Here is a 7,015-nt window from a genome sequence, read left to right as displayed (position 1 = left end):
AATTTATAGCTAAATTTGAAGCGATAAAGGCTAAAAGCGACTTCGTCATAGTCGTTGGCTGTGAGGGCTTTAGCCTCTTTGGCAAGAGCGAGCTAAATTTAAAGCTAGCTAGAAATTTAAACGCTCCTGTTTTTGACCAAAATGCAAGCGAGCTAAGGGCGCTAAATTTAAACTCAAAACTTCTAATAACTGATAAATTTGATGAAATTTTAAGCTACAAAGCCGATATCATCACGCCATTTAAATTTCAAAGCTTGCTTCTAAAAAGAGCCAAAGCGGCAAGCAAAACAGTCGTTTTGCCTGAAAGTGATGATGAGAGAATTTTAAAAGCGGCCCACATCGTGCTAGAAAAAGGGGCGGCAAATATCATCTTGCTAGGGCTTGAGAGTGAAATTTCAAAAAAGGCAGCCACTTTGGGGCTAAATTTAAGCAAAGCCAAAGTGCTAAACCCAGCGCAAAACGAGCTAACAGATGAATTTGCAAAGAAAATTTATGAGCTAAGAAAGCATAAAGGCGTGGATGAAGCCAAGGCAAACGCGCTTGCAAAAGATAAAATTTACTTTGCCACGATGCTAATACATGAAGGCATAGCTGATGCTTTGGTAAGTGGCGCTACGATGAGCACGGCTGATACGATCCGCCCAGCCCTTCAGATCATAAAAACAAAGCCAAATGTAAGTGTGGTAAGCGGGGCATTTTTCATGGCGCTTGAAGAGGAAATTTTACTCTTTGCAGACTGCGCCGTCACGCCAAATCCAAACAGCGACGAGCTAGCCAGCATCACGCTAAGTAGTGCTCAAACAGCAAGTGCCTTTGGACTTAACCCAAAGATCGCCATGCTAAGCTACTCAACTGCCGATAGTGGCAGCGGGGCTGACGTGGAGTTTGTAAAAGAGGCTGCCAAAAAGGCGCATGAGCTTGATGCAAATTTAAAAATAGCTGCGCCAATTCAGTTTGACGCGGCAGTTGATCTAAGCGTGGCTAGCAAAAAGATGCCAAATTCCGATGTCGCTGGGCAGGCAAATATCTTTATATTTCCAAATTTAAACTGCGGAAACATCTGCTACAAGGCAGTTCAGCGAAGCGCAAACGCCCTAGCTGTGGGTCCGATACTTCAAGGGCTAAAAAAGCCAGTAAATGACCTAAGCCGCGGCTGCCTCGTTGAAGACGTGGTAAATACCATCTTAATAAGCGCGATACAAGCAGGAGAGTGATATGAGAATTTTAGTTTTAAACTCAGGTAGCAGCTCGATAAAATTTCAACTTTTTGAAATGCAGACAAAAACGAGCCTAGCAAGCGGTCTAGTCGAGCAAATCGGCAGCTCTAGCTCAAGGGCGGTGTTAAAGGCAAATGGCGAAGTTTATGAGATAAAACGCTTCATAAAAGACCACCACGACGGACTTGAGGCGATGAACGAACTCTTTACCACCTCGCATACACTGCACGATCTAAGCGAGCTTGACGGCATCGGACACAGGATAGTTCATGGCGGCGAGAGCTTTTTTAGCTCGATGATCGTTGATGAGAGCGTCATCAAAAAGATCGAGGAGATAAGCCCACTAGCCCCACTTCACAACCCGGGTCACCTTGCTGGCATCAAAAACGCGATGAAAGAGAGCAAAAATGTGCCTCACGTGGTCGTTTTTGATACTGTGTTTCATCAAAGCATGCCAGAGTACGCCTACCGCTACGCCCTACCCTACGACGTTTGCAAGACCCATCACATCAGAAAATACGGCTTTCACGGCACTTCACACAGATATGTCTGCAAGCAAGCGGCAAAAATGCTTGGCATAGAGTTTGATAAATTTAACGCTATCTCGCTTCACTTAGGCAACGGCGCCTCAGCTTGCGCGGTGCAAAATGGCAAAAGTATCGACACTTCGATGGGACTTAGTCCGCTTGAAGGGCTCATAATGGGCACAAGAAGCGGCGATATGGACCCAGCCGTAGTCATCTACCTGCTAAATATCGGCGTTTTAAAGTGGAACGAGATCGATAACTTCTTAAACAAAAAGAGCGGACTTTTTGGAATTTGCGGCTCAAGCGATATGAGAGAGGTCGTAGCCAAGATGCAAAACGACGAGCGCGCAAAGCTTGCGTTTGAGATGTTTTGCTACCGAGTGAAAAAGTATATCGGCTCATACTACGCTATTTTAGGGCGAGTTGATGCGCTCATATTCACTGGCGGTATCGGCGAAAATGCGCCAAACACAAGGCAAAAAATTTGTGATGATCTAAAGCATCTTGGCATCCACATCAACCATGAGCTAAATTTCTCTAACGAACGAGGCGAGAGGTGCATAGATGAAGACGGCGCTAAGATAAAAACGCTCATCATCCCAACCAACGAAGAGCTAGAGATCGCCATAGAAACAGCTAGAGTGATAAAAGAGAGAACGCTTTAAGTATGAAATTTCCACTTGACTGCAAAGATAGTTTTGAGAGCTCATTTATATTTTGGCTCACAAGATATGTCAAATTTAAGCTTAGCTCGCTTTCAAACAAGGAGCTAAGAGACCCAAAGGCACTTGCAAGTGTAAATTTCGCTCTAAGTCGCGAGATAAAAAACATAGAGCAGCTTGATGGGCTAGTAAAAAGCGCACGAAATGCAGGTCTAACTGGCATAAATACCTACTTTAACCCGCTTAAAAAGATATATGAGACGATGAAATTTTATGAGCTTAGCAGCTTAAAGCAGATCGATGAAGAGCTATTAAGTGAAATTCTAGCAAGCACCACTGGCGGACTAAGTGATGCGAGCAAGAAAAACTACAGAATTTCAGTGATAAATTTCTTTGCCTTTTTAGACAAACAAAACGAAGAGGACGGCAAGGCTCATGTTTTTGATATAAATTTAAAAAACTGGGGCGGCGTTAGTGGTAACAAAGGACAAAAGCTGCCTGAGTTTATGGGCGAAGAGGAGGTCAAGAAATTTCTTGAAGCGATCGAGGAGAGCGACTTTAAGCAAAACTCAAACCGCAACAAGCTCATCATCAAGGTCATTATCTTTACCGGAATTCGCGTAAGCGAGGCGCTAAATTTAAAGAGAAAAGATATCACCGAAGATGGCGATCTTTTTATCATTAGAATTCGTGGTAAAGGCAACAAATACCGCATCGTAATGATAAAGCGCCACCTAATCGAAGCTCATCTAAACGCAATCGCCATAAACTACATCAACAAAGAGGGCTACCTTTTTATAAATAAAAAAGGCACAAGGCTCACGCAGGCTTATGTTAGCCGTATAGTTGAGCAAATTTTATTTAAAGCAGGTATCAGAAAAGAGAAAAACGGCGCTCACATGCTACGCCACACCTTTGCAACGATGCTTTATAAAAAGCAAAAGGACCTCGTGCTAGTGCAAGAAGCCCTTGGGCATGCGAGCCTAAATACCTCGCGAATTTACACACACTTTGATAGTGACAAGCTAAAACTCGCCGCCAAAGTGGCTGAGGATCTGGCAAACTAGCTTAAATTTAGATCAAAATTTATTCATTAATAGCGAGAAAAACGCAAATTTATCATTTTACCACCGCAAAGCAAGCTACCAAAGGGACTTTGCTTCTCTCTAAAATGCTAAAAAATTTGTGATAAAAGGCTTGTTAAGCTAGTGGGTAGCTATCTTAAATTTAAAGTCATCTATATTTGTCTTTTGGGCGGGTAGCTTCGTCTTTAGAGCGCTTGACATAAACCGCTTTATGACGGAGCAAATTTAGCTTAAAACCAAAGCAATCCAAAGGCAAACACCTATACACTCCCAACTTTATAACGGGACAAATTTGACTTGGAGCACTAAAACTCGCCATTTTTTCTAGCTCATGCAATCAGTGCGACACTTGACCCAGCTGCAAACGCCGCAAACGAAGATTTGTAAAATGCCATTAAACTAATCTGGGCAAATAGCTTGATAGTTGGTATCTTGGGTGTTGTCGCAACCATTTGATGATTGCCTATCTTTCTAACCAGCAGCATCGTGAAAAGCAAAATTTAGAAAAATTTTAAAATCCACAGGCGAAGCAAGCCTAAATACTACTTTGCCTCGCGGTATAAATTTAACCCTGCTTATATAAAAAGTGCGTAGTTTTATAACGCAAGATACGGCTTGTCTTTACAACTTTTTTAAATGAGCCACCTTTATAAAGGCGGCAAAATACTAGGCATTTTGAGGCTATTTTTGCATAGACTGTAAATTAAAATTTAAAATAGCCTGCGAGCTTGATGACTTACTATTTGAAGGTAGCGAAATTTACAGTGAGGCGATTAGATTTTTCAAAGAAATTTTAGGCATAAAAGCTGCGCAAAAACACGAAAACGAGCTTGAAAAGATAGAAAAACTTGATAAATTTAAAGAGTTTAAGATAGCCATAAAAGATAGACTGCCTGCAAATTTAAGCGCATACAAGGCAAATTTTATAGAGCTAAACGCCAAAACGCCTTGCGGATATGATCTTTTAAAGGCCGATGAAGAGCTAGCTTGCAAACTTGCTAGCAAGATAGTTTTTGCTGCATTTGATAGTGGGGCTGACTTTTTGCTAGCTAACAACGAGGCGGAGTTTTATATCTTTGACACGCTAGCAAAAAAGCTCGAGAGGTCTGCCAACAGAAGCTTGCAAGACTTTTATGTCTTAAGAGTGAGCGAGCTAATGGCGCTTGAAAATGGCGAGATACCAAGCGGGCTGAAAGAGCATGTTTTGAAGGTTGTTCTTATTTAGACTTGTCTAAATTTAACATTACAAAGCTAAATCTAAAAGCTTAAAATTTTACTTTTTAGCCCCCTCTTTTGGCTCTTCTACCGTCTTATTTGCCTCTTGCTCTTTAAACTCTTCAAAAAGCTCATCATACCTAGCTTTGGCGTTTTCGTATACGCCAGATGGTAAGGTGATATTTAGATCGTCTTTTAGGCTCATAACGTCATCACAAGCATTTTGATAGCCAAGGTCGCAGCTTTTCATAAAATAACTCACTCCAAGCTCGATGTTTGAGTGCTTTTTAAGATCACTATCCATCTGCTCGTTTATCTCTTCATTTACAAGCATATCGCCCAAAGCCTCGCATGAAAGCACATCTTTTTGCTCGCAACCATCGTAAAAAATTTCATACGCAGTTGCGTAGTCTCCGGCGCTTCTAGCCTCATTGCCCCTGTCGTAGTCATCGATGTCAAAGCCTGAGGCTAAGCTTAAGATTAGAGCTAAAAAAACTATCTTTTTCATATAAAACTCGGTGCGTCGTTTGAAAATAGTATAAGATCGCCAGCGTGCGTGTTTTGAGCTAAAATTTCTTGCATTTTGTTCTTGTCCTTTAGGATGATGATCTTTGGCTTAACGATATGTTTTAGCAGAGTTTGGGCGTTTAGCGAACTTGTGATGATGACTAGGTCAAAAATTTCATTTATCACCTTGGCCAAATTTGCATTTTGCTCAGCATCGCTCTCGACGATACCAGGCGTTAGCAGCACTTTTCTACCAGCGTAGGTGCTTACAAGCTCGTAGCTTGCGCTCATGCCTGAGAAATTTCCATTGAAACTATCGTCAATTATCAGCTTGCCGCCAGCCTCGATCTTGCTTAGACGGTGCTCGACGTTTTTCATCTTAGATAGCGCACCATTTATCGCTTCATCGCTCATTTTTAGGTATCTTGCGACCTTGATGCAAACGGCTAAATTTGTAGCGTTAAATTTACCAAGTAGCGGCGAAGCGTAGTTTTTGCCATCAAGAGTAAATGAAATTCCATCTAAATTTGCGTTTATATCTTTTAGGCTCTCATCGTAAATTTCTATATTTTGGCTTAGCTCTTTTTTTGTCGAGCTATGTAAAAATGCCATTTGCAAGCGAGCACTTTGCAGCGCCTCGAGCTTTGTCGCACGGATATTATCAAGCGTTTTAAAGTACTCAATATGTTGCGCGCCGATCTCGCCAACAATGACGATTTGTGGATTTAAAAATTTAGTGATCTCTAGGATGTCGCCCTTTAGTCTAGCGCCTGCTTCAGCGATGTAAATTTGTGTTTGCTCGCTTAAATTTTCATTGATATCTTTGATGATACCTGCCATTGTATTTACGCTGCGTGGCGTTTTGTAGCAGACAAAGCTATCTTTTAAAATTTCAAATAAGAAATTTTTGATGCTCGTTTTGCCGTAGCTTGCGGTGATTAGGATTATCTTTAGCTCTTTGTTTGCGCCAAGTTTTTTAAGCGCCTTGTTTTTAAAGCCTTGAAATTTGATCTTTTCTAAAATTTCACTAAAAAATAGGCTCACGACCAAGACAAAAAGTGGCATAGGAGCCAAAAACGCCTTGTGGATGATGAAATTTAAAGCGTAGTTTAAGATGATAGCGCAAGCAAGGATGGCAAAAAAGTGCTTGATCCTAGCGGTAAAGACTAGCTTTTTATCAAGTTTTTTATGCCAAAGATAAAGAGCTGGCAAAAGTGCAAAGTAAAAATAGATAAAAAACCACTTGCCAGTCGTGTAAAAAAGCACCAAAGGCACGATAAAGAAAAAGACGTGCCAAGCGGGCTTTGTGAAGTGAAAAAGCACGCGCTCAGGCTTATATGAAAACCACTGAAAGCAAGTGATCACATAAAAAGCGAGCGCAAAGATAAATAAAACTGTGCTTATACTTAAAAATATACTCATCTTATCTCCTCGATCCCGCTCTCATCGTCATCTAGCACGACATTTTTTGCTTCATTTGGCTCAAAATTTATCCCTTTTTCTATCTCGTCGCTTATAAATTTAGCGTGGAGCAAAAAGAAAAAGTGATCGCCACTAAGTGGGAAAAATGAGCTATTTTTGATAAGCCTATCTATGCTCTCGCCGCTTGTTACAGGCGTTGCCTTGTCATTTTCTCCCCAAAATATAAAAGCCCTGCCGCCAAAGTCAGCAAAATGCTTTGTAAAATCCTCATCAACGACGTTTTTTAGGGTTTCATACATCACTCTGCTCATGCCGCTCACATCTTTTGTGGCAAAGAGTTTGTAAAATTTACCAAAGCCAAATATCTTTAAAATTTTAAA

Annotated in this window: 8 protein-coding genes; 4 read left to right on the top strand and 4 right to left on the bottom strand. The window is 41.2% G+C overall.

The window, feature by feature from the left end; genetic code table 11:
* The 3 genes from pta to CYP05_RS03630 form a co-directional block, all read left to right on the top strand.
* Positions 1-1,214, top strand: a 1,214-nt coding sequence (gene pta, locus CYP05_RS03640; protein WP_103642021.1) for a phosphate acetyltransferase, incomplete at its 5' end; no start/stop codon positions are given.
* A gap of 1 nt (position 1,215) precedes the next feature.
* A complete protein-coding gene (locus tag CYP05_RS03635; protein WP_103586666.1) occupies positions 1,216-2,409 on the top strand; it encodes an acetate kinase in 1,194 nt (397 codons plus the stop codon).
* Positions 2,410-2,411: 2 nt separating this feature from the next.
* Entirely contained in the window at positions 2,412-3,473 is a 1,062-nt protein-coding gene (locus tag CYP05_RS03630) for a tyrosine-type recombinase/integrase (protein WP_103578602.1), read from the top strand.
* A gap of 777 nt (positions 3,474-4,250) precedes the next feature.
* On the opposite strand, the gene CYP05_RS09920 is transcribed toward CYP05_RS03630, so the two are convergent.
* On the bottom strand, positions 4,251-4,547 hold the full coding sequence (locus CYP05_RS09920; protein ID WP_181000292.1) for a hypothetical protein: 297 nt from the start codon (positions 4,545-4,547) through the stop codon (positions 4,251-4,253).
* Here CYP05_RS09920 and CYP05_RS09915 point away from each other — a divergent pair.
* On the top strand, positions 4,498-4,716 hold the full coding sequence (locus CYP05_RS09915) for a hypothetical protein (RefSeq protein WP_430516082.1): 219 nt from the start codon (positions 4,498-4,500) through the stop codon (positions 4,714-4,716). The genes CYP05_RS09920 and CYP05_RS09915 overlap by 50 nt on opposite strands.
* 48 nt (positions 4,717-4,764) lie before the next feature.
* Here CYP05_RS09915 and CYP05_RS03620 read toward each other — a convergent pair whose 3' ends face one another.
* From CYP05_RS03620 to CYP05_RS03610, 3 genes are all read right to left on the bottom strand, one after another.
* Positions 4,765-5,214, bottom strand: a complete 450-nt coding sequence (locus tag CYP05_RS03620; RefSeq protein ID WP_103586664.1) for a hypothetical protein — start codon at positions 5,212-5,214, stop codon at positions 4,765-4,767.
* Complete coding sequence (locus tag CYP05_RS03615; RefSeq protein ID WP_103586662.1) at positions 5,211-6,635, bottom strand: UDP-N-acetylmuramoyl-tripeptide--D-alanyl-D-alanine ligase; 1,425 nt, start codon at positions 6,633-6,635, stop codon at positions 5,211-5,213. The genes CYP05_RS03620 and CYP05_RS03615 overlap by 4 nt, the downstream gene beginning before the upstream one ends.
* Positions 6,632-7,015 (bottom strand): alpha/beta fold hydrolase (locus tag CYP05_RS03610; RefSeq protein WP_430747660.1); only part of this gene is annotated, 384 nt, incomplete at its 5' end. The genes CYP05_RS03610 and CYP05_RS03615, both read right to left, overlap by 4 nt.

Source organism: Campylobacter concisus (assembly GCF_002913545.1).
Taxonomy (GTDB): Bacteria; Campylobacterota; Campylobacteria; order Campylobacterales; family Campylobacteraceae; genus Campylobacter_A; species Campylobacter_A concisus_AV.
The sequence above is the reverse complement of the archived record's forward strand: the minus strand, read 5'-3'. Positions and strand labels throughout refer to the sequence as shown.